The sequence below is a fragment of the Luteimonas viscosa genome, assembly GCF_008244685.1.
GTDB classification, from domain to species: Bacteria; Pseudomonadota; Gammaproteobacteria; order Xanthomonadales; family Xanthomonadaceae; genus Luteimonas; species Luteimonas viscosa.
In genome coordinates this window covers 791928-815798 of record NZ_VTFT01000001.1, presented here as the reverse complement: position 1 = coordinate 815798, position 23871 = coordinate 791928, and the positions used below count along the sequence as shown (strand labels likewise).

Here is a 23871-nt window from a genome sequence, read left to right as displayed (position 1 = left end):
GCGCACAGGAATGCGGCGAAGGCCACAGGGGATTGCACGATGAGCCAGGAAATGAACGACCAGGAAGCCGACCGCGTCCGCGAGTTCACCGAATTCCGCCAGCGCATGAACCAGCGCATCCTGGCCGAGCCCAACCAGGTGGTGCGCCGCTTCTTCGCGCTCGACACCCAGACCTACCAGGCCGGCGCACTGGACGTGAAGACCAAGGAACTGCTGGGCCTGGTCGCGTCCCTGGTACTGCGCTGCGACGACTGCATCAGCTACCACGTGGCCCAGTGCCGCGAGGCCGGGGTGAGCCGCGAGGAATTCTTCGAGACCTTCTCCGTCGGCCTGGTGGTCGGCGGCAGCATCGTGATCCCGCACCTGCGGCGTGCGGTGGATTTCCTCGACCGGCTGGAGCAGGGCGCCGCGGACGCGCCGGGGGCCCACGGACACGACGCTGGCTGATCCGGCCGGCGTCCCCCGCCCGCCGACTTTGGTCGGATTGGGGCCCGGACGCGGTTTCGGGCATAATTTCAGATTCAACCTTTTCCGGCGCCGCGCACCTGCGGGGCGCCTTTTCGCATGGAATTCCCCCACATGACCCAGACAATCACGGTCATCCGCGGCGATGGCATCGGCCCGGAGATCATGGACGCCACCCTGTACGTGCTCGATGCGATGGACGTGGGGTTGCGGTACGAAGAGGCCGACGCGGGGCTGGTCGCGCTGGAAAAGCACGGCGAGCTGCTGCCGCAGGCGACCATGGACTCGATCCGCCGCAACGCGATCGCGCTCAAGAGCCCGCTGACCACGCCGGTGGGCGAGGGCTTCTCCTCGATCAACGTCGAGTTGCGCAAGCGCTTCGACCTGTACGCCAACGTGCGCCCGGCCAAGTCGTTCCCGAACACGAAATCGCGCTTCCCGTCCGGGGTGGACGTGATCACCGTGCGCGAGAACACCGAGGGCGCCTACATCGGCGAGGGCCAGACGATCACCGAGGACGGCGAGACCGCGACCCTGATGCAGAAGATCACCCGCAAGGGGTCCGAGCGCATCGTCCGCTACGCCTTCGAGCTGGCGCGCAACACCGGGCGCAAGAAGGTCACGGTGGTACACAAGGCCAACATCCTCAAGACCACCTCGGGCCTGTTCCTGAAGGTGGCGCGCGAGGTGGCGGCGTTGTATCCCGAGATCGAATGCAACGAGATGATCGTCGACAACACCTGCATGCAACTGGTGATGCGGCCGGAGCAGTTCGACATCATCGTCACCACCAACCTGTTCGGCGACATCATCTCCGACCTGTGCGCCGGCCTGGTGGGCGGCCTGGGGCTGGCCCCGGGCGCGAACATCGGCAAGGACGCGGCGATCTTCGAGGCGGTGCACGGCACCGCGCCGGACATCGCCGGGCAGGGCAAGGCCAATCCCTGCGCGCTGCTGCTGGGCGCGGCGCAGCTGCTCGACCACATCGGCAAGCCCGACGACGCCACCCGTCTGCGCAAGGCGATCATCGCCACACTCGAGGCGCAGGACAACCTGACGCCAGACCTCGGCGGCAGCGGCAACACCATGTCGTTCGCGAAGGCGATCGCCAGCCGGGTCTGACCCGGAACCTGTTGCGGCCGTTCCACAAACGGCCGCGGCGTTCCGCGCGCGGCGGCGGGGAGCAGGGCTGCAGCCGGAACGGGTCGGGGTGCGGCGACCCGTACGCGAGTCGCGAACGCGTTGCTTCCGGAGCGCAGGGAGCGCGGGAATGCATGCATGGGGCGGCCTTCAGCGAAGGCTGGCAGTCCGGTTCCGCCCGGGCGTTGCGTCCACGCCCTTCCGGCTTTCCGCGCGCGGGCATGACGTGGACCCTCGCGCGGCCCCACAATCGCTGCGTCCCGTATCGGCCCCCCGTATGCCCCCTCGCGCCAGCGCGCTTGCGCTGACCCCGCTGCTGCTGTTCCTGGCGATCTTCCTTGGCGCGGGCCTGTACTTTTCGGCCCAGGGGGAGGAGATGGGCTTCTACATGCTGCGCGCGCCGGTCGCGATCCTGCCGGCGCTCGCCCTGGCGATGTGGATCGCACGGCGACGCCGGATCGCGGCGGTCGACACCCTGCTGCGCGGCATGGGCGATCCCGGCATCGTGCTGATGTGCCTGGTGTTCCTGCTGGCCGGCGCGTTCGCGCAGGTGTCGCGCGCGATCGGCGCGGTCGACGCCATCGTCTCGATGGGGCTCGGCTCGCTGCCCGCGGCATTGCTGCTGCCGGGGTTGTTCGTGGTCGCCGGGCTGGTGTCGCTGGCGATCGGCACCTCCATGGGGACGATCGCGGCGGTGGTGCCGATCGCGGTGGGTGTCGGCGATGCCGCAGGGCTGGACCGGGCGCTGGTGGTCGGGGCGGTGGTCGGCGGCGCCATGTTCGGCGACAACCTGTCGGTGATTTCCGACACCACGATCGCCGCCACCCGCACCCAGGGCGCACAGATGCGCGACAAGTTCCGCGAGAATTTCCGGATCGCGCTGCCGGCGGCGCTGGCCACCCTGGCGTTGCTGGCGTTCGCCGGGGACGCGGCACCGGTCGAGGCGGTGGACACCGCTTCACCGTGGCTGGCGTTGCCGTACCTGCTGGTGCTGATTCTGGCGCTGGCGGGCCTGGACGTGTTGCTGGTGCTGGCGCTGGGGCTGGTGCTGGCCTGCGGTTTCGGCCTGGTGTTCGGCGTCGATTACGACCTGGTCGGCTTCGCAGAGGACATCTGGACCGGGTTCGAGGGGATGACCGAAATCCTGCTGCTGTCCCTGCTGGTCGGCGGCCTCGGTGCGCTCATGAAGGCGGCCGGCGGGCTCGACTGGCTGTCGCAGACGATCGCCCGCTTCGCACGCGGGCACCGGGGCCGTCGCACCGGCGAATTCAGCATCGCCGCGCTCGCGACGGCCACCGACGTGTGCACGGCCAACAACACGGTCGCGATCCTGGTCGGCGGCAGCGTCGCCAAGGACATCGCGCAGCGCCACGGCATCAGTCCGCGTCGCGCGGCCAGCGTGCTCGACATCTTCGCCTGCGTGCCGCAGGGCCTGCTGCCCTATGGCGCGCAGGTGCTGCTGGCCGCGTCGCTGGCGGCGGTGTCGCCATTCGCCCTGGTCGGCAGCGTCTGGTATTGCTGGCTGCTGGCGGCGGTGGCGATCGGCTTCATGGCATGGCCGTCGCGCCGCGCGGAATCTGCGCGCGCTGAACCCGCCGAAAGGACACCGCCCTCCGCGTGACGCCGGTAAGACGCTGAAAAAAAGGGCGCCACTGGCGCCCTTTTCTTTGGGGATTACGGCGGGGCTCAGTCGCGCGACTGCAGCTTCGCCAGCAGGCGCAGGAACTCGATGTACAGCCACACCAGCGTCACCATCAGCCCGAATGCGCCGTACCACTCCATGTACTTCGGCGCGCCCTGTTCGACGCCGCTCTCGATGAAGTCGAAATCCAGCACCAGGTTCAGCGCCGCGATCACGATCACGAACAGGCTGAAGCCGATGCCGACGATGCCGCTCTCGTGGATCAGCGGGATCTGGATGTTGAAGAATCCCAGCACGATCGTCGCCAGGTAGACCAGCGCGATGCCGCCGGTGGCAGCGACCACGCCGAGCTTGAAGTTCTCGGTGGCCTTGACCAGGCCCGTGCGGTAGGCGAACAGCAGTGCGAACAGCGTGCCGAAGGTCAGCATCACCGCCTGCATCACGATGCCTTCGTACAGGTGGTTGTACAGCGCCGAGATCGCGCCCAGGAAGAAGCCCTCCACCAGCGCGTACAGCGGCGCGGTGACCGGCGACCATTCCTTCTTGAAGGCGGTGACCAGCGCCAGCACCAGGCCACCGATCGCGCCGCCCCAGACGTAGACGGCGAAGCCGGGCGCCGGGGTGCCGTCGGGGCCGAGCGCCTGGGTCCAGGCGAACGCCGCGGTCAGCACCGTCAGCAGGAGCAGGAAGCCGGTCTTGTTGACCGTGCCGTTGAGGGTCATCACCTCGCCGTCGCGCGAGACGACCGCGCCGCTGCCGAGGTCGAGGAAAGTGGATTCTTTGAGTACCGGGTTGCCGCTGCGCATGGTTGCCCTGTTCCCTGGAAGTTGGAGCCGAAGGCAAGAATACACGGGCCGGGCACGGCCACGCGCCGGACGTGCGATCGGCGGCACCGCGCGTTGACACCGGAGGACGCGCTCCGGACAATGTCCAGCTCCGCCGGACCCGGTCCGGCGCGGGTTCGGATCGACCGACTGTCACCGGCCGGGGTATAGCGCAGTCTGGTAGCGCGCCTGCTTTGGGAGCAGGATGTCGGGGGTTCGAATCCCTCTACCCCGACCAATCCCTCCGTCCGGGACGGCTATCATGCGCCAGGGCGCCCGTAGCTCAACCGGATAGAGCACCGGCCTTCTAAGCCGGTGGTTGCAGGTTCGAGTCCTGCCGGGCGCGCCATGCCGGCACCGGCAGGCGCGGCGGGGGGGGGGTCGAAAGCACTGTCGTCCTGAAGTGGAAAGGTGCCGGCGCTCATGTGCGGCGTCGGTGGGAGATCGGGGTGCGCTCCGGTATCCTGTGCGGGTTCCAGTGGTGGCTGTAGCTCAGTTGGTTAGAGTCCTGGATTGTGATTCCAGATGTCGGGGGTTCGAGTCCCCTCAGCCACCCCATTTCCCAGCCGGCGCCTCCTTGCCGGCAGTTGCCGGATCGCGCATGTTTGTTACAATGTGCGCCCGTTTTGCGGGCCGTTAGCTCAGTTGGTAGAGCAGTTGACTCTTAATCAATAGGTCCAAGGTTCGAATCCTTGACGGCCCACCAGTTCCACGGATCGCCCGGCTTCGGCCGGGCGTTTTCGTTTCGGGGCGTGCGTCGCCGGATTCGAACCTGCGGTTCGCCTGCTGCGCAGGCCCGGCCCCGCGCAGCGCGCGTGGCGTTCGCCCGGCCGCGAACCGGTGGTTCGCAGGCGGCCCAGGCTCACCCTTGACGGCCCACCAGTTCCACGGATCGCCCGGCTTCGGCCGGGCGTTTTCGTTTCGGGGCGTGCGTCGCCGGATTCGAACCTGCGGTTCGCCTGCTGCGCAGGCCCGGCCCCGCGCAGCGCGCGTGGCGTTCGCCCGGCCGCGAACCGGTGGTTCGCAGGCGGCCCAGGCTCACCCTTGACGGCCCACCAGTTCCACGGATCGCCCGGCTTCGGCCGGGCGCTTTCGTTTCGGGCCCTCCGGCGCAGGGTCCGCTTTCCGGCAGCGGTGCAATTAAGATGTGCCTCGCGCGAAAGTGGCGGAATTGGTAGACGCCCTGGATTTAGGTTCCAGTGCCGCAAGGCGTGGGGGTTCGAGTCCCCCCTTTCGCACCAACCCTCTCGAACAGGTCGGCGGCGCGAGCTGTTCGCGAGCGTTGGCGAGCCGGGATCCCTGCGGCGGCGGACGCTTCCCTGCGCGCTGCGGCGCGCCGATCGCCGTGGCTCCCGGACATCGGGCGGCGCGGTTCCAGTGCCGCAAGGCGTGGGGGTTCGAGTCCCCCCTTTCGCACCAACCCTCGATCAACCCCCAGGCCTCGCGACAATTCGCGGGTGTTGGCGAAAGCGCGACTCCCAGACACGGGCTGCCCTTGAAAGAGGTTCTTCTCCCATGCGAGGGAGAAGAGCTTGCCCTCATCCGCCCTTCGGGCACCTTCTCCCGCCAAGCGGGAGAAGGGAAAGCCAAAGCGGGAGGAGGGATGGCCTTGAACCCCTCTCCCGCTTGCGGGAGAGGGGCAGGGGTGAGGGGCTGGAATGGTCCGCGACGGGGCAGTGCCTGTCAGGACTTCGGATGGACGCCGCGCCCGGCGCCCGGGGATCGCTTTCCGCTCGGTCAGTGCCGGCCCGGCGCAGCGCGCCGGTCGTCCCCGGCACCATCGCTCGCCGCGTGGCGGTATGTGACACTGGTGCCAGCCCCAATCATGGTGAGTCCGGCCATTCCCCAGATGGCCGATTTGCCCGGAGTGCGTCCCGCTCTGGCGGCGAACCCCGGATTCGGCCAAAATATCCCGTTCCGCCGGCCGCGCCCGGCCTGCCCAGGCAGGCTCCGGGACGTCGCCGGCCCACCACCCGGATCAAGAAGCGGCGGCGATGGCCGCGCGGCAGGAGTTGAGTCAATGCAAGTGTCGGTCGAATCCCTGGGCAGCCTCGAGCGCCGCCTGACGTTCCGCCTGCCGTCGGAACGGCTCGAAACCCAGGTCGGCGGCCGCCTGCGCGAGATCGCGCGCACCGCCCGGATCAAGGGCTTCCGCCCCGGCAAGGTGCCGACCAAGGTGATCGAGCAGCGCTACGGCCAGCAGGTCCGTGCCGAGGTCCTCGATGGCCTGCTGCGGGAAGGCTTCGACGAGGCGGTGCGCAGCAACGAGCTGCGCCTGGCCGGGCAGCCGAAGATCGAGCCGAGCGAGGAGAAGGACGAGGGCGAACTGGCCTACGTCGCCACGTTCGAGGTCGTGCCGGACTTCGGCGACATCGACATGTCCAGGCTCAGTGTGGTGCGCCACTCTGCGGAGGTCACCGAGGAAGACATCGACCGGATGATCGAGAACCTGCGCCAGCAGCGCCGCAGCTGGAGCGCGGTGACGCGCCCGGCGCAGGCCGGCGACGCGGTGGACGTCGAGACCTGGTCGCAGATCGACGGGGAACGCGTGCCTGCCGAGGGCGTGGAGCGCGGCACCACCGTGCTCGGTTCGGGCGGCATGTACAAGGACATCGAGGACGCGCTGGTCGGGATCGAGGCAGGCGGCGAGAAGACGCTCGAGGTGACCTTCCCCGCCGACTGGCGCGTGCCGGCACTGGCCGGCCGCACCGCACAGGTGCATGTGAAGGCCGAGCGGGTCTCCGAGCCGCAGCTCCCGGAAGTCGACCCTGCATTCATCCGCAGCTTCGGCGTCAAGAGCGGGCAGCTGGACCAGTTCCGCGCCGACATCCGCACCAACCTCGAGCGCGAACTCAAGGGCGCGCTGATGAACCGCCTGCGCCGCGAGGTCGGCGAGCAGCTGGTGGCGGCGTACGCGCATGTCGAACTGCCGCCCAAGCTGGTCGAGAACGAGGCGCGCGCCATGCTCGCCCAACAGGTCGAGCAGGCCCGCCGCAACGGACGCAATCCCGGCGAGGTACCGGCCGACGCCCACCTGAACTTCGTCGACGCGGCGCGCAAGCGCGTGCTGGTGGGCCTGCTGGTGGGCGAGGTCGCCCGCCGCAACGAACTGCGCCTCGACCCCAAGCGCCTGAACGAGCACCTGCGCCTGATCGCCTCGACCTACGAGGAGCCGCAGCAGGTCATTGACTTGTACCGCAACGATCCCCAGTTGATGTCGGGACTGCAGAACCGGGTGATGGAGGAGCAGGTGATCGACTGGATCGCCGAGCGCGCCCAGCACACGGAGCGGTCGCTGAGCTTCCAGGAAGCGATCCTGCCGTAAGTCGGGCCCCGGCCCGCCTGCCGACGGATCCCGGCCCGGGGTCCTCCGCATCGTCATCCGCGTCACATGCAGTCTCGGCCGGGTCGAGACTCCGCTCCACGCCAACGGGAACGCACCACATGAGCCACACCGACACCAGGGCCCTGAACCTCGTCCCGATGGTGGTCGAACAGACCAGCCGCGGCGAGCGCGCCTACGACATCTACTCGCGGCTGCTGAAGGAGCGGGTGATCTTCCTGGTCGGCGGCATCGACGACCACGTCGCCAACGTGATCGTGGCGCAGATGCTGTTCCTCGAGGCCGAGAACCCCGAGAAGGACATCAACCTGTACATCAACTCGCCCGGCGGCATCGTCACCGCCGGCATGGCGATCTACGACACCATGCAGTTCATCAAGCCGGACGTGAGCACGATCTGCGTCGGCCAGGCGGCCAGCATGGGTGCGCTGCTGCTCGCCGCGGGCTCGGCCGGCAAGCGCTATGCGTTGCCGAATTCGCGGGTGATGATCCACCAGCCGCTGGGCGGCTTCCAGGGCCAGGCGACCGACATCGACATCCATGCCCGCGAGATCCTGTCGATGAAGCAGCGGCTCAACGAGATCCTGGCCCACCATACCGGCCAGTCGATCGAGACCATCGCCAGCGACACCGAGCGCGACAACTTCAAGAGCGCCGCGGCCGCCCGCGAATACGGCCTGGTCGACCAGGTCCTGGAGCGGCGTCCGGACGAGTCGATCCAGCCCGCTTAAGTATTTGATTGAAAAAGCGAATGGCGTTCCGGCTGCGCGGGGCTTGCGCTGCCGGGCGCTGTGCTATTCTCGAACCGTGACCGCAGCAGCAAGACACATCCAGGCATGAGCGAAGACCGTCAGGGCCGTTCCGGCGACAGCAACAAGATCCTCTACTGCTCGTTCTGCGGGAAGAGCCAGCATGAGGTCAGGAAGCTGATCGCGGGTCCGAGCGTGTACATCTGCGACGAATGCGTCGAGCTGTGCAACGACATCATCCGCGAGGAGCTCGAGGAGAAGGCGCAGTCCGCGCGCAGCTCGCTGCCCAAGCCCAAGGAAATCCTCGAGGTGCTCGATCAGTACGTGATCGGGCAGACGCGTGCCAAGCGCACCCTGGCGGTCGCGGTCTACAACCACTACAAGCGCATCGAGAGCCGCAGCAAGAACGACGACGTCGAACTGGCGAAGTCGAACATCCTGCTGGTCGGCCCGACCGGTTCCGGCAAGACCCTGCTGGCCGAGACCCTGGCGCGCCTGCTCAACGTGCCCTTCACGATCGCCGACGCCACCACCCTGACCGAAGCCGGTTACGTGGGCGAGGACGTCGAGAACATCATCCAGAAGCTGCTGCAGAAGTGCGACTACGACGTCGAGAAGGCGCAGCAGGGCATCGTCTACATCGACGAGATCGACAAGATCTCGCGCAAGAGCGAGAACCCCTCGATCACCCGCGACGTGTCCGGCGAGGGCGTGCAGCAGGCGCTGCTCAAGCTGATCGAGGGCACTACCGCGAGCGTGCCGCCGCAGGGCGGGCGCAAGCATCCGCAGCAGGAGTTCCTGCAGGTCGAGACCCGCAACATCCTGTTCATCGTCGGCGGCGCGTTCGCCGGCCTGGACAAGATCATCCAGCAGCGCAGCACCGACGCCAGCGGCATCGGTTTCGGCGCCAAGCTCAAGAGTTCCGAGCGCAAGACCGAGACCGGCAAGGTGCTGGCCCAGGTCGAGCCGGAGGACCTGATCAAGTTCGGCCTGATTCCCGAGTTCGTCGGCCGCCTGCCGGTGGTCGCCACGCTCGAGGAACTCGACGAGGCGGCGCTGGTGAAGATCCTGACCGAGCCGCGCAACGCGATCAGCAAGCAGTTCCGCAAGCTGTTCGAGATGGAAGGCGTGGAACTCGAGTTCCGCCCCGACGCGCTGAGCGCGATCGCGAAGAAGGCGATCAAGCGCAAGACCGGCGCGCGTGGCCTGCGCACGATCGTCGAGTCGGTGCTGCTCGACACGATGTACGAACTGCCGTCGCTGGAGAACGTCAGCAAGGTGGTGGTGGACGAGTCGGTGATCGAGCACAAGTCCGAGCCCTACCTGATCTACCAGACCCCGCCGCCGGCGCAAAAGGTCGCCTCGGCCGAATAGAGCATGCGCGGCGGGGTGTCGCGCCGGCCCCGTGCCGACCCACCCCTTGGCTGAACGCATGCGGATCGCGGCCCGTGCCATCGGTACCTTCCCGGCTTGCGAAGCGCTGCCGCGGCGGCGCGATGCCGGGCGTCTCCGGACTCGGCAGACGGCCTGCCGGCCACGTTCCTGCGCGTTCATTCCGGTGCCTGGCGACCGCCCGGCGGCGGAATGCTGCGTTCGTGCCCGGGCGCTTGCATCGTCCGGCGCCGGGCCCCATAACGGAACCGTCCTGCGTGGCACGCTCCGCGCATCGCCCCACCGCTTTCCATGGAACCCGCAATGACCGATCGACCCCGTAGCGAATCGCTCGAACTGCCCGTGCTGCCGCTGCGCGACGTGGTGGTGTTCCCGCACATGGTCATCCCGCTGTTCGTGGGGCGGGACAAGTCGATCCGCGCGCTCGACATCGCGATGGAAGGCGACAAGCGCATCCTGCTGGTCGCGCAGAAGTCGGCCGAGACCGACGATCCGGAAGCCGGCGACCTCTACCAGATCGGCACGCTCGCGCAGGTGCTGCAGTTGCTCAAGCTTCCCGACGGCACGATCAAGGTGCTGGTCGAGGGTGTGTCGCGCGTCACCGTCTCGCAGGTGCGCGAGGTCGACGGCACGCTGGCCGGCGTCGGTCACGTGGTCGAGCCGGTCGAGAGCCGCGAACCGCGCGAAGTGGAGGCGATCGCGCGCTCGCTGGTCTCGCTGTTCGAGCAGTACGTCAAGACCAACCGCAAGCTGCCGCCGGAGCTCATGCAGACGCTGTCCGGTATCGACGAGCCCGGTCGCCTGGCCGACATCGTCTCCGCGCACCTGGGCGTGCGCCTGGCCGAGAAACAGCGCCTGCTCGAAACGGTCGACACCGCCGGGCGGCTGGAGTTGCTGGTCGGCCTCGTCGACGGCGAGATCGACGTGCAGCAGATGGAGAAGCGCATCCGCGGCCGTGTGAAGTCGCAGATGGAGAAGTCGCAGCGCGAGTACTACCTCAACGAGCAGATGAAGGCGATCCAGAAGGAGCTGGGCGAGATCGACGACGCGCCCAACGACCTCGAGGAGATCGCGCGCAAGATCGCCGAGGCCGGCATGCCCAAGCCGGTCGAGACCAAGGCCAGGAACGAATTCAACAAGCTCAAGCAGATGTCGCCGATGTCGGCCGAGGCCGCGGTGGTGCGCAACTACCTCGACTGGCTGCTGGGCGTGCCGTGGAAGAAGCGCAGCAAGGTGCGCAAGGACCTCAAGGCCGCGCAGGAAGTGCTCGATGCCGACCACTACGGGCTGGAGAAGGTCAAGGAACGCATCCTCGAGTACCTCGCCGTGCAGACCCGGGTGAAGCGGATGAAGGGCGCGATCCTGTGCCTGGTCGGCCCGCCCGGCGTCGGCAAGACCTCGCTGGGGCAGTCGATCGCCAAGGCCACCAATCGCAAGTTCGTGCGCATGAGCCTGGGCGGCGTGCGCGACGAGGCCGAGATCCGCGGCCATCGTCGCACCTACGTCGGCTCGATGCCCGGCCGGATCGTGCAGAACCTCAACAAGACCGGGACGAAGAACCCGTTGTTCGTGCTCGACGAGATCGACAAGATGTCGATGGACTTCCGCGGCGATCCCTCCTCGGCGCTGCTCGAGGTGCTCGATCCCGAACAGAACAACGCCTTCAACGACCACTACCTCGAGGTCGACCTCGACCTGTCCGAGGTGATGTTCGTCGCCACCTCCAACTCGCTCAACATCCCCGGCCCGCTGCTCGACCGCATGGAAGTGATCCGCATCCCCGGCTACACCGAGGAGGAGAAGATCAGCATCGCCACGCGCTACCTGGTGCCCAAGCAGATGAAGGCGAACGGGCTCAGGGACAACGAGCTCAGGATCGCCGCCGACGCGATCCAGGACATCGTGCGCTACTACACGCGTGAATCGGGCGTGCGCAACCTCGAGCGCGAGATCGCCAAGATCTGCCGCAAGGTGGTCAAGGAGGTCGCGCTGGCCGGCCCGCGCAAGGGCAAGGCGAAGGCGGTCGCGGTGTCGGCGAAGAACCTCGACAGGTACCTGGGCGTGCGCCGCTTCGACTTCGGTCGCGCGGAGATCGACAACGAGATCGGCATGGTCACGGGCCTGGCCTGGACCGAGGTCGGCGGCGACCTGCTGCAGATCGAATCGACCCTGGTTCCGGGCAAGGGCAATCTGATCCTGACCGGCCAGCTCGGCGACGTGATGAAGGAGTCGGCGTCCGCCGCGCTTTCGGTCGTGCGTGCGCGCACGGAACGCCTCGGCATCGACGTCGACTTCCTGCAGAAGCAGGACGTGCACGTGCACGTGCCGGACGGTGCGACTCCCAAGGACGGCCCCAGCGCCGGCATCGCGATGACCACCGCGCTGGTGTCGACGCTGACCAAGGTGCCGGTTCGCGCCGAAGTGGCGATGACCGGCGAGATCACCCTGCGTGGGCGGGTGACCGCGATCGGCGGGCTCAAGGAGAAGCTGCTTGCCGCGCTGCGCGGCGGCGTCACCACGGTGATCATCCCGGAAGAGAACCGCAAGGACCTTGCCGACATTCCCGCCAACGTGACCGAGCACCTGAAGATCGTGCCGGTGAAGTGGATCGACGAGGTGCTCGACCTCGCGCTCGAGCGACCCCTCGCCACCTCGACGGCGAAGGCATCCGCGTCGGGTCGGGCACGGGCACCGGGCGGGGCGATCGTGCGGCGCAGGAAGGACAAGGCGCCGTCGCGCCCCGACGTCAAGCACTGATCGATTCACGCCGCGCTCACGAAACGCAATCGCCCGCGTCCGGTCGCGGAGGGCCGGGAGCCGCCGATGTCGTATTCGGCGGCGGCTCCGCGTAAAATGCGACGGATTCGTGCATCCATCCTCAGACCGGGCGAACGCCGCGGGATTCCCCGTGGACAGGCCTGGTCCCCAGCAAGGCGGGCCGCGCGTCCGCACACGGAGAGTCCAACATGCCAGTGAACAAGAGTGAATTGATCGACCAGGTCGCCGACAAGGCGGGCCTGTCCAAGGCCGACGCGGGCCGCGCGCTCGACGCGATGATCGACGCGGTGACCGCCGCGCTCAAGCGCGGTGACGCCGTCAACCTGGTCGGCTTCGGTTCCTTCTCGGTCAAGGCGCGCGCGGCCCGCACCGGCCTGAACCCGCGCACCAAGGAGCCGCTGCAGATCCCGGCGTCGAACAACCCCGTGTTCAAGGCTGGCAAGGCGCTCAAGGATGCCGTAAACTGAGCGGCTCCTGAGTTCCCTAGCGGGTGCTTAGCTCAGCGGTAGAGCGTCTCCTTTACACGGAGAGGGTCGGGGGTTCGAAACCCTCAGCACCCACCATCAGGGGGGCGCTGGAACCGCGAACAGGTTTCAAGGCGCGGAGCGGTAGTTCAGTTGGTTAGAATGCTGGCCTGTCACGCCGGAGGTCGCGGGTTCGAGTCCCGTCCGCTCCGCCATACGATACGAACGAGCCCCGCAGCGATGCGGGGTTTTTTCGTTTCTGCAGCATCGATTCCCCGCTCGCGCGGCAACCCGCATGCGGCGCATTTTGCCAGCGCCGGGTCCCGGGCGACCATTCCCGCCGGCTGCGCCCGGGACGGGGCGGGCGCGCCCATGACCCATTCGCATGGGCGGCGGACGGCCCGTGGACGCAGGTCACCCGAAGCGCCGCGCGCCGCAAGCAGCCGCCTGTCCGGACTTCCGGCCGCGGAGGCGCGCGCCCGTGGCGGCCCCGCGCTGGCCGCGCGTGGGGCGGCATGCGGTTAAACTGCACGGCTACGTCCCGAACCGTCTTCCCCAATGCTGCAGACCCTTCGAGAAAAGATGACAGGCTGGATCGCGATCGTCGTCGTCGCGCTCCTCGCCATCCCGTTCGCCTTCTTCGGCATGGAGCAGTACCTGTTCCAGAGCGGGTCGAACTTTGCCGCGAAGGTGGAGGTGCAGCCGTCGTGGTGGCGCTCCGCTCCGGACTGGTGGCTGGTGCGCAAGTTCGCGTGGGAGTCCGTGGAAGTCACCCCTGAAGAGTTCCGCGACGCGTTCGAGGTCGAGCGCCAGCGACGGCGCGAGGCGGAGGGCGAGCAGTTCGATGCGCGCGCGTTCGAGACGCCGGATACCAAGCGCGAGGTGCTCGAGGCGCTGGTCGACCGCAAGGTGCTGCAGCTCGCCGCGAAGCGCGACGGCATGGTGGTCGGCGACACCCGGGTGCGCGAGGCGATCGAGGGCATCGCCGCGTTCCAGGTGGACGGCGTTTTCGACCAGCAGCGCTACCTGTTGACGCTGCAGTCGCAGGGCTACACGCCGCAGGGATTCCAGGAAATGGTGCGCGACGACCTGCAGGCCTCGCTGCTGGCCGGGCAGGTCGCCCGCTCGGCGTTCACCACGCCGGGCGAGACCGAACGGATGATGCGGTTGCTGGGAGAGCGCCGCGACGTCTCCTTCGTGGTGCTGCCGGCGCCGGAGCCGGACAGCGGCGCGGTCGGCGCCAGCGAGATCCAGGCCTGGTACGACGCCAATCGTGCCGATTACCGTGCGCCCGAACGGGTCACGCTGGAGTACGTGGAGATCGACGGCAACGCGTTGCCGCCGGTACCCGCGCCCGACGAGGCGGCGTTGCGCCAGCGCTACGAGCAGGAGAAGGCGCGCTTCGTCGAGCCCGAGCAGCGCCTGGTCTCGCACATCCTCGTGCCGGTGGAAGAAGGGGCGGACGCGGCGGCGCAGGAGGCGGCCGAGGCCAAGGCGCGGCAGATCGCGCAGCAGGCACGGCAGCCGGATGCGGATTTCGCGGCGCTGGCGAAGGCCAATCCGGGCGATCCGGGCTCGGCCGCCAACGGCGGCGACCTGGGCTGGATCCGCCAGGACGGCAGCATGGTCGAGCCATTCGAGGACGCGGTGTTCGCGGCGCAGGCGGGCAGCATCAGCGACCCGGTCCGCAGCCCGTTCGGCTGGCACGTGATCCAGCTGCGCGAAATCCGCGCCGGACAGCAGGTGTCGTTCGACGAAGTTCGCGAGACGCTTGCGCAGGAACAGGCGCAGGCCGACCGCGAGCGCGCGTTGAACGATCTGGTCGGCAGCTTCGTCGACGAGGTGTATCGCAACCCGACGGAGCTGACGGCCGCCGCGAAGCAGGCCGGGCTCGAAGTCCGTACCGCCGGCCCGATCGCGCGCGGTGAAGGCGAGGGCGTGATCGCCGTACCTGCGGTGCAGCGTGCGGCTTTCTCCGACAGCCTGGTGCAGGACGGCACGGTGAGCGATCCGATCGAGGTCGGCGAGGATCGCAGCGTGCTGATCCGCGTGACCCGGCACGAACCCGAGCGCGCGCTGACGGTGAACGAGGCGCGCGCGTCGGTCGTCGCCGCCATCCGCGCCGACCGTGCCCGCAAGCGGGTCGAGGCCGAAGCCGACGCGCTGGTGGAAAAACTCCGGTCCGGCGAGAGCCTGCAGGCGCTCGCGGATGCGGCTTCGCTGCAGCGGCAGAACATGCTCGGGATCCCGCGCGGTGCGCCGGTGCCGGACGCAGCGGCGGCCGAGGCCTATTTCCGTGCGCCGGTGCCCGCCGAGGGCAAGGTGTCGCCGGGCAAGGCGGTGCTGCCGGACGGCCGGGTCGTGGTGTTCACGGTGGAGAAGGTCACTCCGGGCGATGCCGCCGAGGCGGCGGAGGAGGAGCGCGACATGTTCCGGCAGCAGATGGCGGCGCTGGTCGGTCGCGAGGACGCCGATACCCTGCTGCGTGCGCTCCGCGGGCAGATGAAGATCACCGTGGTGGAATCGAACCTGTAACCGCGGGCGCATTCCACCGGCAAGAAAAGCCCGGCATTCGCCGGGCTTTTTCGTGTGCGGTCCGCCGGCCGGGCGTCTACTCACCCTCGTCCAGCCCGGTCATGCCGAGGATGTTGTAGCCACCGTCGACATAGGTGATCTCGCCGGTGATCCCCGAGGCGAGGTCCGAGCACAGGAATGCGGCGGCGTTGCCGACGTCCTCGATCGTGACCGTGCGGCGGATCGGCGAATTGGCCTCCACGTGGCCGAGGATCTTGCGGAACCCGCCGATCCCCGCCGCGGCGAGGGTCTTGATCGGCCCGGCCGAGATCGCATTGACGCGGATGCCTTCCGGCCCGAGGTTGAGCGCGAGGTAACGCACGCTGGCCTCGAGCGCGGCCTTGGCGACACCCATCACGTTGTAGCTCTGCAGCGCGCGTTCGGCGCCGAGGTAGCTCAGGGTCAGGATCGCGCCCTGGCGGCCCTGCATCAGCGGGCGTGCGCCCCTGGCCAGTGCCGACAGCGAATAGGCCGAGATGTCGTGGGCCATCGCGAAGTTCTCGCGGGTCAGGCCATCGAGGAAGCCACCGGCGATCGCCTCGCGCGGCGCGTAGGCGATCGCGTGCACCAGGATGTCGAAGCCGTCCGGCCAGTGCCCGGCGAGCGAATCGAACAGCGCGGCGATCTGCGCGTCGTCGGTCACGTCGAGCGGATACGAGGGGCCCCCGCCGAGCCGGGCGGCGACGTCCTCCACCCGCGACTGCAGTTTTTCGTTCTGGTAGCTGAAGGCGAGCTCGGCGCCCTCCCGATGCATCGCCTCGGCGATGCCGTTGGCGATCGAGCGCTGACTGGCGATGCCGGTGATGAAAGCGCGCTTGCCTTGCAGGAAACCCATGGGCGACTCGCGATGTGGACCGGGCGCTATTCTGCCACGGCGGTCGCGCCCGCCCCGGTGGCGGCGTCGATCGCCAGCACCATGCCCGGGTGCAGCACGCTGCGCGCGTCCAGGCCGTTGCGCGAAAGCAGCTGGCTCGCGGTGATGCCGTAGCGGCCGGCGATGCGCCAGGCCGAATCGCCCCGGGCGACGGTATGCGTGCGTGCCGGCTGGGGTTCGACGTGGGCCGAGGCATCGGCCATGGCGTCCGGAAATTCTCCCGGCGTCGTAGCGCCGGGCGCGGGCAGGACCAGCGATCGTGCGGTGGCCGGCCCGGCTGCAACCAGGGCCGACGCGGGCGCGGACGGCAGCAGCACGCGCGGCTTGCCGCTCCCGCGCACCACCCGGCCGTCGCCGAAGACCGGGTTCAGGCGACGCAACTGCGCGGCGTCGGCACCGTGCTGGCGGGCGAGCGCGTCCAGGGTGGCGACATGCGCGGGGACCTCCGCGGCGGTGAGCACCGGCACCGGGCGGTCCAGCGCCTGCAGCCAGGCGTCGCGGTCCTCGGCTTCCTCCAGGATGCACGACAGCGCATGCAGCTTGCGCACGTAGGCGTGGGTGATGGCCGGCATCGGCAGGCTCGCGGGATCGGCTTCGGCCGGCCGCTGGCCGGCGCGCCGGAGCGCTCCCAGCAGCCGGTACTCGCCGGCGTTGTAGGCCATCACCGCCAGCCGCCAGTCGCCGGCGAACATGCCGTGCAGGGTCTTGAGGTAGCGCACCGCGGCATCGGTCGAATCGACCGGCGACAACCGTCCGTCGTAGCCCGGGCGTACGGCCACCTTGTGGTTGCGCGCGGTCAGGGCGATGAACTGCCACAGGCCGGCCGGCCCCTGCGGGGAGCGCGCGCCGGGCCTGTAGCCGCTCTCGACGAACGGGATCAGCGCGAACTCGGTCGGCAGGTGCGCCTCGCGCAGGCGGTCGACCACGTAGCCGAACAGCGGCAGCACGTCGCTGCGCGGCGAGGCGAGCTGGCCCGGCGCCTGCGCGAAATGCCGCCGCCAGCGGGCGCTCGCCCCCGGTTCGCAGACAGGATCGGCGAGGCCCGCGCGGAAGTCGCGGTAGATGTCCAGGCCGCTGCGGGTGGTCGCGGCCGGAGGCGAGGCGGACGCGGTGGCGGCCGGCGGGCGTGGGGCGCCCGCATCGACGACCGGCACCGTCGCGGGCCCGGTTGCGGTGGCGGGCGCCGCCCCGGTTGCGGCCGCGGGCGTGGGGGCAGGCGGGTCGTCGGCCCGGGCCGGACCGGCCAGCGCCCAGAGCAGCGCCAGCCCGCCGGCGATCGCGCGCACGCTCATGCGCGGAAGCCGTCCTTCCAGCGCCGCAACTCGGCGAAGGCTTCCACGCGATCGCCCCTCGCGGCCGGCAGGCGCGCCGCCACGGCCGCGCGCACCGCCGGTGCATCGATGCGCAGGAACGGATTGCACTCGAGTTCCTCGCCGAGGGTCGAGGGCAGGGTGGGATGTCCTTGGTCGCGCATCGTGGTGGCCTGTGCGTGGCGGCGCCGCAGCGCCGCGTTGTCGGGGTCGACCACGCGCGCGAAGGCGGCGTTGGCCAGCGTGTACTCGTGCCCGCAGCAGACCAGCGTCGCTGCGGGCAGGGCGGCCAGCCGGTCGAGGGAGCCGAGCATGTCGCGGGACGTACCTTCGAACAGGCGACCACAGCCGAGGCTGAACAGGGTATCGCCGCAGAACAAGAGGCCATGGCCGTGGAATGCGATGTGGCTCACGGTATGGCCCGGAACCGCCAGCACCTGGAAGCGCCACGGGCCGGCTTCGACCCGCGCGCCGTCGCCGACGTGCTGCGCCCCGAGCGGGAGCCGGGGGTCCGCCGGGCCATACACGGGCACCGCCGGCCACCTCTCGAGCAGCGCGCCGACCCCGCCGACATGATCGGCATGGTGATGGGTCAGCAGGATCGCCTCCGGGGCCGTCGCGCCCCCGGCCGCGGCCAGCACCGGGGCGGCTTCGCCCGGATCGACCACCAGCCAGTGGCCGTCGTCGTCGGCCAGCCGCCAGATGTAGTTGTCCGACAGCGCGGGAAGGGCGATCGGCTGCATCTCGGAGCGTGCTCGGGGTGCCTATAGAATGGCGACCATGCCCGCCTCGCGCCCGGCCCGTCAAACGGGCCCCGTCCCCCACGACTGGTTCCTGTCCGACGCCGGACGTGCGGTGCTGGAGAGCGAGGACGAAGCGGTGTCGCAGGCCCTGTGCGACCGTCCCGGCCTGCCGTGGCTGTGGTGCGGGCCGGTGCAGCGCGACCTCGCCGGCCTTGCCGGACGCGGCATGGCGCTGCAACCCGACGGACACGGCCGATGGCGCGGCCCGGTCGCCTGTGGCCTGCCGTTGCCGTTGCCGAGCGAGTCCTTCGGTGCGGTCGTGCTGCAGCACGTGGCGCGGCCGGCCGGCGACAGCGGCCCGGCCCTGCTCGAGGAGGCCGCGCGCGTGCTGGTGAACGGGGGCCGGTTGTGGCTGTTCGTGCTCAATCCGCTCGCGCCGTACCGCTGGCGTTGGCGCGGCAGCGGACTCGTCGCCTCGGAGCCGCTGTCCTGGCGCCGGCGGCTGCGTGGCGCAGGTCTGGTGCCGGATGCGGTGTCGCAGGGACTGGGTCCGGTCTGGCCGGTGCGGGTCTCCTCCACCGCGCAGCAGGGGGCGGGCATGCGGGCGGCCTACCTGTTGCGCGCGGAAAAGCGGGCGATGCCGCTGACTCCGGTGCGGCAGCGCCGCGTGCTGCAACTGCCGCAGGGCGCCTCGGCCGCATGAGCGGGGTCGGCATCCATACCGATGGCGCCTGCCTCGGCAATCCCGGGCCCGGCGGCTGGGCGGCGCTGCTGCGCTACGGCGAGCAGGAGCGCGAGCTGGTCGGCGGCGAGCCGCTGACCACCAACAACCGGATGGAACTGATGGCGGCGATCGTCGCGCTCGAGACGCTGTCGCGCCCCTGCGAAGTGGTGCTGCACACCGATTCGCAGTACGTGCGCCAGGGCATCACCGAATGGATGCCGAACTGGGTGCGGCGCAACTGGAAGACCGCCGGCGGCGACCCGGTGAAGAACCGGGACCTGTGGGAGCGCCTGTACGCCGCCAGCCGGCGCCACGAGATCGACTGGCGCTGGGTGAAGGGGCATTCCGGCGATCCGGACAACGAGCGCGTCGACGTGCTGGCGCGCGACGAGGCGATCCGCCAGCGGGCGGGAGCGGTGGCGTGAGGCCCTCGCGTGTTGCGCTCCCCGGTGGGCAGGGCGCCGCGGGACCGCCGGATCCCGGAGCTTTGACTGGCACCGGCCGGCCCACGACCCGCGATTCCTGATCCCTCATCCGAAATCCGAATCCCGAATCCCGAATCCCCGCCTCTATGCGCCACATCATCCTCGATACCGAAACCACCGGCCTGGAATGGAAGAAGGGCAATCGCGTGGTCGAGATCGGCTGCGTCGAGCTGATCGAGCGGCGCCCTACCGGCCGCACCTTCCACAAGTACCTCAACCCCGAGCGCGAGTTCGAGCCCGGAGCGCAGGAAGTCACCGGCCTGACGCTGGAATTCCTGGCCGACAAGCCGAAGTTCGCGGAGATCGCCGACGAGTTCCTCGCCTTCGTCGACGGCGCCGAGGTGGTGGCCCACAACGCCGCGTTCGACATGGGTTTCCTCGAACACGAGCTGTCCAGGCTCGGGGCGGACTACGGTCGGCTGGCCGATCGCGTCACCGTGCAGGACTCGCTGGCGCTGGCGCGGCAACGCTACCCGGGGCAGCGCAACTCGCTCGATGCGCTGTGCAGGCGGCTCGGCGTCGACAACTCGCACCGCCAGCTGCACGGCGCGCTGCTCGACGCGCAACTGCTGGCCGAGGCCTGGCTGGCGCTCACCGCCGGGCAGGGCGAGATCGGGTTCGCCAGCAGCGAACCCGCGCCTTCGAGCCGTGCGGGCCAGGCGGCCGTGGCGATTGCCGTCAGCGGTCCGCGTCCGTCGATCTCGGTGCCGGACGAGGATCGGGTGCTGCACCTGGCGCGGGTCGAGGCGATCCGCAAGAAGGCCGGACGCTGCGTCTGGGACGTGCCGGAACCGGAGCTGGCGCAGGCCGCGACGGGCTGACGCGCCCGGCCGGGGTCAGTGGCTGCGGACCAGCACCACGGTGACGTTGTCCGAGCCGCCGCCGTCGAGCGCGGCTGCGACCAGCCCGTCCACGCATTCCTGCGCGCTGCACTCGCCATGCGCCAGCACGCGCGAGATGCCGCTGTCGTCGACTTCCTCGGTCAGCCCGTCGCTGCACAGCAGCAACTGCGATCCCGGGGACAGTTCGCCCGACAGGGTTTCCACGTTCAGCGCCTGCGGTTCGGTGACCCCCAGCGCCTGGGTGACCACGTTGCGGTGCGGATGGCTGCGCGCCTGGTCGACGCTGATGGCGCCCTGCGCGATCAGTTCCTGCACGTAGCTGTGGTCGTGCGAGAGCTGGGCGAGCTTGCCGTCGCGCCACAGGTAGGCACGGCTGTCGCCGACCCAGGCCACCTCGAAGCGGTTGCCGACCACGCGCGCGGCGACCACGGTGGTGCCCATGGGCAATGCGTCGTTGCGCTGGCGCGAGGCGCGGATGATCTCTTCGTCGGCGATCCGGATCGCCTGCTGCAGCGGGGTGCCCTGCCGTGTCTCGCGCACGATCGTCTCGCGCGCGAGCGCGCTGGCGACCTCGCCGTATTCATGCCCGCCCATGCCGTCGGCCACCAGCCACAGCCCCAGCTCGCTGTCGCCGTAATAGGTGTCTTCGTTCAGCTCGCGGCGCAGACCGACGTGGGTCAGATGTCCGAATTCGATCATGCGTGACCCGTCGGCGGGCGGACTGGTGGCTCTTGCGCTGGATAACGCGGAAACAGCGGCCGGCAGGTCAGTCGTTCTCCACATGGGTGCAGGCGTGTGTCCGTGGGGGCGGGCAGGTGCTGGACGAACGCTAGCAGAGGCGGCATGAATGGCGGATGCGCGCGGCCCGGGGCCTCAGGGGCGCTCAGGGAACCAGGGTGAGCGTGTGCACCGCCGGTCCGGGCAGGAACGGCGTCGGCCGTCCGTGCACCCAGTCGTCGTGGCCGGCGCCCCAGAAGGGCGACAGCGGATGGCCGCTCTGGCCGCCGGGCATGTGCAGGATGCCGTCGGCCTCGCGGCCGGGCGAGACCACCATCCGCTCGGAGGCGCCGAAGGCCGGACCCTGCACGCGCGGCATCATCGAGTCGCCGGGCAACGGTTCGGCCGGCATGCACAGCGCGCGCCTGCCGAACGGGATCGCCCCCGCCAGCGGATGGCAGATCGCGGCCGTGTTGCGTTCGCCCCAGTTGCGCTCGCGCAGCGGGCCTTGTGCGGAGAGTTCGTCGCGGACTTCCTGCGCCGCGTCCTCGAACAGCGCCTGCCAGGTGTCGAAGCCGCGCGGCAGAAGGTGTGGCGGGCGCCGGCGGACCAATGGCCAGGCGACGGCCTCGAACTGCGGCAGGTCCGGCATGACGAAGTCCTCGCCCATCGCCGCGCGGGCCGGTGCCACCAGCCCGTCGAGCAGGCGCGCATGCACGGCCAGCCGCCAGGCACGCACGATGCGGTAGCCGGCAGAGTCGATGCTGGCCCGGCCCTGCCAGTCGCCCGCGGCATCGCCGAGCTCGCGCAGGGCGGGCGATGTGGCGTCGCCGCCGAGCGAGCGCAGCAGCTCCCGCCAGCGCGTCATCAGGACGGCGCGGTCGTCGAGCTGGATCGCGAGCAGGTCGGCCTCGGTGAAGCGGTCCTTCGCCAGCAACGCGTCCCGGATCTGCTGCTGGCGGGCGCCGAGGTCGTAGCCGCCGTCGCCGACGCGGCCGAGGTCGTCGCCGGAGACGACTCGCGCATTGGCGGTCCAGAGGCGTTCGAGCGAGGGCGACCGGACCGTTGGAGCTCCGCTCGTGGCGATCCCCCAGGCTCCGCAAGTCGGATCGTCCTTCGGGGAAGGCGCATTCGCGGGTGCCGGGTCCAGGAAGGGTGGGGTTCGCGTACGTGTGTCCACCAGCCCGGGGCGATCCGGGCGGCAGGCCGGATCGCGTGCCGGCAGCGGCCCCAGCCACCTCCAGGCGATGTCGCCGCTGGAGTCGCCGATCACCAGGTTCTGGGTCGGGATCGCGGTCCGGTCCGCGATCGCGAGCGCAGCGTCGAGGTCGCCGGCGCGCGCGAAATCCATCAGTCCGAGGTTGACCGAACCGCGCAGGTGCGCGGTCCAGCGCAGCGACAGCACCCGGCCGTCGGGCAGGTCGTGCAGGATCGGTCCCCAGCGGGTTTCCCTGACCTCGTAGGCCACGGGATCGCCGCCGGCGATCTCGATCCTCTCCGGGTGAACCTCATCCGGCGCACATGCGCTGTCTTCGGGGGTCGACGAGGGATCCGCTCCGCAGGGCGTCTCCAGCGCCCAGTCGAGGTAATCGCCGTAGCTGTTGGTGTACCCCCAGGCGACATGCCCGTTGCTGCCGACCACCACCGCCGGCAGGCCGGGCAGGGTGACGCCCTGCACGTCCACGCGCCCGCCCGGCGCGCGGGCATCGGGCCAGCGCAGCCGGGCCCGGAACCAGAGGTTCGGCGCGCGCAGGCCCAGGTGCATGTCGTCGGCGACGATCGCGCGGCCGTCCGCGGTCAGCGCCCCGGAAACGGCGAAATTGTTGCTGCCCGGAAAGTACCCGGTCTCCGCAGGCGGCCGGCCGATGTCTGTCTCCCGCCGGGCGGGCGAGAACGGGGGAGCGTCCCGGCGCGACGAGGGAGCGGCGGCGAACGGGTCGCGCGCACCTTCCGGTCCCGGTGCCGAGAGCTTGCGCAGGTCCACCCGGTCCGCAGTCGGCAGTTCCGCATCGCCGAACGTGTCCCCGGCGAGCGGCGCGTCCCAGCTGCTGCCCGGGTGCGTCAGCAGCGCGAACAACGGCTCGGGCAGGTGCGGCCGCAGTTTCCACAGCGCGAGCTCGCGCGCGTTGGCCGCATCCTGCAGGTCGAAGTACATCGCGTAGCCGGCCAGCGCGGTGTCGGTGGCGAGCCAGGGCTGCGGCTGCTGGCGCAGCAGCAGGTAGGGCCACGGCCGTACGGGCAGTGCGGCGAGGCCGGCATTCACGCCGTCGGTGTAGGCCTGCAGCAGCGGCAGCTTGTCGCCGGCGATCGCGTCGAGGTCCGCGTTCACCCGTGCGCGCATGCGGTGCACGCGGTGGCGCCGGTCGACATCGAGCGCGACCGCGCCGAACAGCGCGGACAGCTCGCCGGCGGCGGTGCGACGCAACAGGTCCATTTCGAAATAGCGTTCCTGCGCATGCACGTAGCCCAGCGCGCGCATGGCATCGGCCTCGTTCGCCGCGTCGATGGTGACCACTCCGAGTGCGTCGCGCTCGATGGCCACCGGGGCCGCGAGGCCCGCGAGGGCGCGGTCGCCTTCCAGCGCCGGCAGGCTGCCCCGCAGCAACCACCAGGCGAAGAACGCGGACAGCAGCGCCAGTGCCGCCGCGGCGAGCAGGAAACGCTTGAACCACTTGCGCATGCGGGGGTCCCGTCGGAGTCGGAAGATTCTAGTCGGCGGTCGCGGTCGCGGTGGCAAGCAGGGGGCTGCGAACGGAATGGGGCTGCGAGTGCGACTGATTCCGATTAGAACATCGTGGCTGCCGT

18 protein-coding genes and 7 tRNA genes are annotated in these 23871 nt (G+C 69.8%); 19 read left to right on the top strand and 6 right to left on the bottom strand.

Annotated features, from left to right (window positions below; genetic code table 11):
• Nucleotides 1-39: 39 nt before the first annotated feature.
• The 3 genes from FZO89_RS03710 to FZO89_RS03700 all read left to right on the top strand — a co-directional run bounded on the left by FZO89_RS03710 (nucleotide 40) and on the right by FZO89_RS03700 (nucleotide 3226).
• Complete coding sequence (locus FZO89_RS03710; protein WP_425480416.1) at nucleotides 40-447, top strand: carboxymuconolactone decarboxylase family protein; 408 nt, start codon at nucleotides 40-42, stop codon at nucleotides 445-447.
• Between the two features lie 132 nt (nucleotides 448-579).
• The gene (locus tag FZO89_RS03705) at nucleotides 580-1587 is read left to right on the top strand and encodes an isocitrate dehydrogenase (protein ID WP_149101987.1); all 1008 of its coding nucleotides are present in this window, start codon (nucleotides 580-582) and stop codon (nucleotides 1585-1587) included.
• A 295-nt stretch (nucleotides 1588-1882) separates the two neighbouring features.
• Nucleotides 1883-3226 carry a Na+/H+ antiporter NhaC family protein gene (locus FZO89_RS03700; protein WP_149101986.1) on the top strand — a complete coding sequence of 448 codons (1344 nt, stop codon included), beginning with the start codon at nucleotides 1883-1885 and terminating at the stop codon, nucleotides 3224-3226.
• A 65-nt stretch (nucleotides 3227-3291) separates the two neighbouring features.
• Here the strand turns inward: FZO89_RS03700 and FZO89_RS03695 are convergent, their stop codons facing one another.
• Entirely contained in the window at nucleotides 3292-4053 is a 762-nt protein-coding gene (locus FZO89_RS03695) for a Bax inhibitor-1/YccA family protein (RefSeq protein WP_149101985.1), read from the bottom strand.
• Nucleotides 4054-4232: 179 nt separating this feature from the next.
• Between FZO89_RS03695 and FZO89_RS03690 the strand changes: the two genes are divergently transcribed.
• The 13 genes from FZO89_RS03690 to FZO89_RS03630 all read left to right on the top strand — a co-directional run bounded on the left by FZO89_RS03690 (nucleotide 4233) and on the right by FZO89_RS03630 (nucleotide 15332).
• Nucleotides 4233-4309 (top strand) — tRNA-Pro (locus FZO89_RS03690).
• 34 nt (nucleotides 4310-4343) lie between these two features.
• Nucleotides 4344-4420 (top strand) — tRNA-Arg (locus FZO89_RS03685).
• Nucleotides 4421-4552: 132 nt separating this feature from the next.
• Nucleotides 4553-4629: transfer RNA gene (locus FZO89_RS03680), tRNA-His, on the top strand.
• 72 nt (nucleotides 4630-4701) lie between these two features.
• Nucleotides 4702-4777: transfer RNA gene (locus FZO89_RS03675), tRNA-Lys, on the top strand.
• Between the two features lie 450 nt (nucleotides 4778-5227).
• A tRNA-Leu gene (locus tag FZO89_RS03670) sits at nucleotides 5228-5312 on the top strand.
• A 779-nt stretch (nucleotides 5313-6091) separates the two neighbouring features.
• A complete protein-coding gene (gene tig / locus FZO89_RS03665) occupies nucleotides 6092-7396 on the top strand; it encodes a trigger factor (protein ID WP_149101984.1) in 1305 nt (434 codons plus the stop codon).
• A 119-nt stretch (nucleotides 7397-7515) separates the two neighbouring features.
• A complete protein-coding gene (gene clpP / locus FZO89_RS03660) occupies nucleotides 7516-8145 on the top strand; it encodes an ATP-dependent Clp endopeptidase proteolytic subunit ClpP (protein ID WP_149101983.1) in 630 nt (209 codons plus the stop codon).
• Nucleotides 8146-8250: 105 nt separating this feature from the next.
• Nucleotides 8251-9537, top strand: coding sequence for an ATP-dependent Clp protease ATP-binding subunit ClpX (clpX, locus tag FZO89_RS03655; RefSeq protein WP_149101982.1), 1287 nt, complete (start codon nucleotides 8251-8253; stop codon nucleotides 9535-9537).
• Nucleotides 9538-9858: 321 nt separating this feature from the next.
• The gene (gene lon, locus FZO89_RS03650; RefSeq protein WP_149101981.1) at nucleotides 9859-12312 is read left to right on the top strand and encodes an endopeptidase La; all 2454 of its coding nucleotides are present in this window, start codon (nucleotides 9859-9861) and stop codon (nucleotides 12310-12312) included.
• A gap of 215 nt (nucleotides 12313-12527) precedes the next feature.
• Entirely contained in the window at nucleotides 12528-12800 is a 273-nt protein-coding gene (locus FZO89_RS03645; RefSeq protein ID WP_149104022.1) for an HU family DNA-binding protein, read from the top strand.
• 21 nt (nucleotides 12801-12821) lie between these two features.
• A tRNA-Val gene (locus FZO89_RS03640) sits at nucleotides 12822-12896 on the top strand.
• A 39-nt stretch (nucleotides 12897-12935) separates the two neighbouring features.
• A tRNA-Asp gene (locus FZO89_RS03635) sits at nucleotides 12936-13012 on the top strand.
• Nucleotides 13013-13355: 343 nt separating this feature from the next.
• Nucleotides 13356-15332, top strand: a complete 1977-nt coding sequence (locus FZO89_RS03630) for a SurA N-terminal domain-containing protein (RefSeq protein WP_149101980.1) — start codon at nucleotides 13356-13358, stop codon at nucleotides 15330-15332.
• A 76-nt stretch (nucleotides 15333-15408) separates the two neighbouring features.
• On the opposite strand, the gene FZO89_RS03625 is transcribed toward FZO89_RS03630, so the two are convergent.
• From FZO89_RS03625 to gloB, 3 genes are read right to left on the bottom strand one after another with little or no spacing between them, the layout of a single operon-like run.
• Complete coding sequence (locus FZO89_RS03625) at nucleotides 15409-16206, bottom strand: enoyl-ACP reductase FabI (RefSeq protein ID WP_149101979.1); 798 nt, start codon at nucleotides 16204-16206, stop codon at nucleotides 15409-15411.
• A 26-nt stretch (nucleotides 16207-16232) separates the two neighbouring features.
• Nucleotides 16233-17537 carry a lytic transglycosylase domain-containing protein gene (locus tag FZO89_RS03620; RefSeq protein WP_262378515.1) on the bottom strand — a complete coding sequence of 435 codons (1305 nt, stop codon included), beginning with the start codon at nucleotides 17535-17537 and terminating at the stop codon, nucleotides 16233-16235.
• Complete coding sequence (gloB, locus tag FZO89_RS03615) at nucleotides 17534-18298, bottom strand: hydroxyacylglutathione hydrolase (RefSeq protein ID WP_149101978.1); 765 nt, start codon at nucleotides 18296-18298, stop codon at nucleotides 17534-17536. The genes FZO89_RS03620 and gloB overlap by 4 nt, the downstream gene beginning before the upstream one ends.
• Nucleotides 18299-18335: 37 nt before the next feature.
• Between gloB and FZO89_RS18425 the strand changes: the two genes are divergently transcribed.
• The 3 genes from FZO89_RS18425 to dnaQ all read left to right on the top strand — a co-directional run bounded on the left by FZO89_RS18425 (nucleotide 18336) and on the right by dnaQ (nucleotide 20328).
• Nucleotides 18336-19001 carry a class I SAM-dependent methyltransferase gene (locus tag FZO89_RS18425; protein ID WP_187471027.1) on the top strand — a complete coding sequence of 222 codons (666 nt, stop codon included), beginning with the start codon at nucleotides 18336-18338 and terminating at the stop codon, nucleotides 18999-19001.
• A complete protein-coding gene (rnhA, locus tag FZO89_RS03610) occupies nucleotides 18998-19447 on the top strand; it encodes a ribonuclease HI (protein ID WP_149101977.1) in 450 nt (149 codons plus the stop codon). Before FZO89_RS18425 ends, rnhA begins: the two co-directional genes overlap by 4 nt.
• A 146-nt stretch (nucleotides 19448-19593) precedes the next feature.
• Nucleotides 19594-20328, top strand: a complete 735-nt coding sequence (gene dnaQ, locus FZO89_RS03605; protein WP_149101976.1) for a DNA polymerase III subunit epsilon — start codon at nucleotides 19594-19596, stop codon at nucleotides 20326-20328.
• Between the two features lie 15 nt (nucleotides 20329-20343).
• Here dnaQ and FZO89_RS03600 read toward each other — a convergent pair whose 3' ends face one another.
• On the bottom strand, nucleotides 20344-21048 hold the full coding sequence (locus FZO89_RS03600) for a PP2C family protein-serine/threonine phosphatase (protein WP_149101975.1): 705 nt from the start codon (nucleotides 21046-21048) through the stop codon (nucleotides 20344-20346).
• 184 nt (nucleotides 21049-21232) lie between these two features.
• On the bottom strand, nucleotides 21233-23746 hold the full coding sequence (locus tag FZO89_RS03595; protein ID WP_149101974.1) for a penicillin acylase family protein: 2514 nt from the start codon (nucleotides 23744-23746) through the stop codon (nucleotides 21233-21235).
• Nucleotides 23747-23871: the final 125 nt, after the last annotated feature.

What these genes read in the sequence shown, in the direction of transcription:
- FZO89_RS03710 (WP_425480416.1), top strand. Translation starts at nt 40, where the DNA reads ATGAGCCAGGAAATGAACGACCAGGAAGCCGACCGCGTCCGCGAGTTC.
- FZO89_RS03705 (WP_149101987.1), top strand. Translation starts at nt 580, where the DNA reads ATGACCCAGACAATCACGGTCATCCGCGGCGATGGCATCGGCCCGGAG.
- FZO89_RS03700 (WP_149101986.1), top strand. Translation starts at nt 1,883, where the DNA reads ATGCCCCCTCGCGCCAGCGCGCTTGCGCTGACCCCGCTGCTGCTGTTC.
- FZO89_RS03695 (WP_149101985.1), bottom strand. Translation starts at nt 4,053, where the DNA reads ATGCGCAGCGGCAACCCGGTACTCAAAGAATCCACTTTCCTCGACCTC.
- tig (WP_149101984.1), top strand. Translation starts at nt 6,092, where the DNA reads ATGCAAGTGTCGGTCGAATCCCTGGGCAGCCTCGAGCGCCGCCTGACG.
- clpP (WP_149101983.1), top strand. Translation starts at nt 7,516, where the DNA reads ATGAGCCACACCGACACCAGGGCCCTGAACCTCGTCCCGATGGTGGTC.
- clpX (WP_149101982.1), top strand. Translation starts at nt 8,251, where the DNA reads ATGAGCGAAGACCGTCAGGGCCGTTCCGGCGACAGCAACAAGATCCTC.
- lon (WP_149101981.1), top strand. Translation starts at nt 9,859, where the DNA reads ATGACCGATCGACCCCGTAGCGAATCGCTCGAACTGCCCGTGCTGCCG.
- FZO89_RS03630 (WP_149101980.1), top strand. Translation starts at nt 13,356, where the DNA reads ATGCTGCAGACCCTTCGAGAAAAGATGACAGGCTGGATCGCGATCGTC.
- FZO89_RS03625 (WP_149101979.1), bottom strand. Translation starts at nt 16,206, where the DNA reads ATGGGTTTCCTGCAAGGCAAGCGCGCTTTCATCACCGGCATCGCCAGT.
- FZO89_RS03620 (WP_262378515.1), bottom strand. Translation starts at nt 17,537, where the DNA reads ATGAGCGTGCGCGCGATCGCCGGCGGGCTGGCGCTGCTCTGGGCGCTG.
- gloB (WP_149101978.1), bottom strand. Translation starts at nt 18,298, where the DNA reads ATGCAGCCGATCGCCCTTCCCGCGCTGTCGGACAACTACATCTGGCGG.
- FZO89_RS18425 (WP_187471027.1), top strand. Translation starts at nt 18,336, where the DNA reads ATGCCCGCCTCGCGCCCGGCCCGTCAAACGGGCCCCGTCCCCCACGAC.
- rnhA (WP_149101977.1), top strand. Translation starts at nt 18,998, where the DNA reads ATGAGCGGGGTCGGCATCCATACCGATGGCGCCTGCCTCGGCAATCCC.
- dnaQ (WP_149101976.1), top strand. Translation starts at nt 19,594, where the DNA reads ATGCGCCACATCATCCTCGATACCGAAACCACCGGCCTGGAATGGAAG.
- FZO89_RS03600 (WP_149101975.1), bottom strand. Translation starts at nt 21,048, where the DNA reads ATGATCGAATTCGGACATCTGACCCACGTCGGTCTGCGCCGCGAGCTG.
- FZO89_RS03595 (WP_149101974.1), bottom strand. Translation starts at nt 23,746, where the DNA reads ATGCGCAAGTGGTTCAAGCGTTTCCTGCTCGCCGCGGCGGCACTGGCG.